At 67.5% G+C, this 588-nt stretch carries 1 protein-coding gene; it reads left to right on the top strand.

Annotated features, from left to right (window positions below; all coding sequences use genetic code 11):
* A partial coding sequence (locus tag AC1DWF_RS36735) for a serine/threonine-protein kinase (RefSeq protein WP_476843355.1) occupies positions 1 to 588 on the top strand: 588 nt, incomplete at both ends.

The raw sequence follows: 588 nt of genomic DNA, 5'->3' as shown, positions 1-588 counted from the left end.
CGGTCGCACGGCTCTCGCATCCGGGAATCGTCACCGTCCATGATTTCGGCGAGACGAAGGACTTCGCCTGGATCGTTATGGAGCTGGTCATCGGCGAGACGCTGAAGTCCGTCCTCGACCGCGGCGAAAGACCGAGCCTCGCGGAGACCGTCCGCGTCACCTGCGCCCTCCTCGACGCACTCCACTATGCGCATGGCCGCGGCATCGTGCATCGCGACGTGAAGCCCGCGAACATCCTGCTCGCGCTGACCGCCGCGGACGGGCTGGGTGAGATCCGGTTGACCGATTTCGGCATCGCGCGGATCGGCGAATCCCAGCAGACCGTCGCCGGCCAGATCATCGGCACGCCGATGGCGATGTCCCCCGAACAGGTCCGCGGCGAGGAGGCCGACCTGCGTTCGGACCTCTGGTCGGTCGGGATCATCCTCTACCAGCTGCTCACCGGCCGGCATCCGTTTCCCGGTGACATGACGGCGGTCTTCCACGGCATCCTGACGCAGGATCCGACCGCACCGTCGCTGGTCGTAGCGGATCTGCCGGCGGCCCTGGACGGCGTCGTGGCGACGGCCCTCTCCAAGAACCCGAAGG

Source organism: Aminobacter sp. P4_D5 (genome assembly GCF_056401815.1).
Note: the sequence above shows the minus strand (reverse complement) of the source record. Positions and strands in the feature narration are given on the sequence as shown.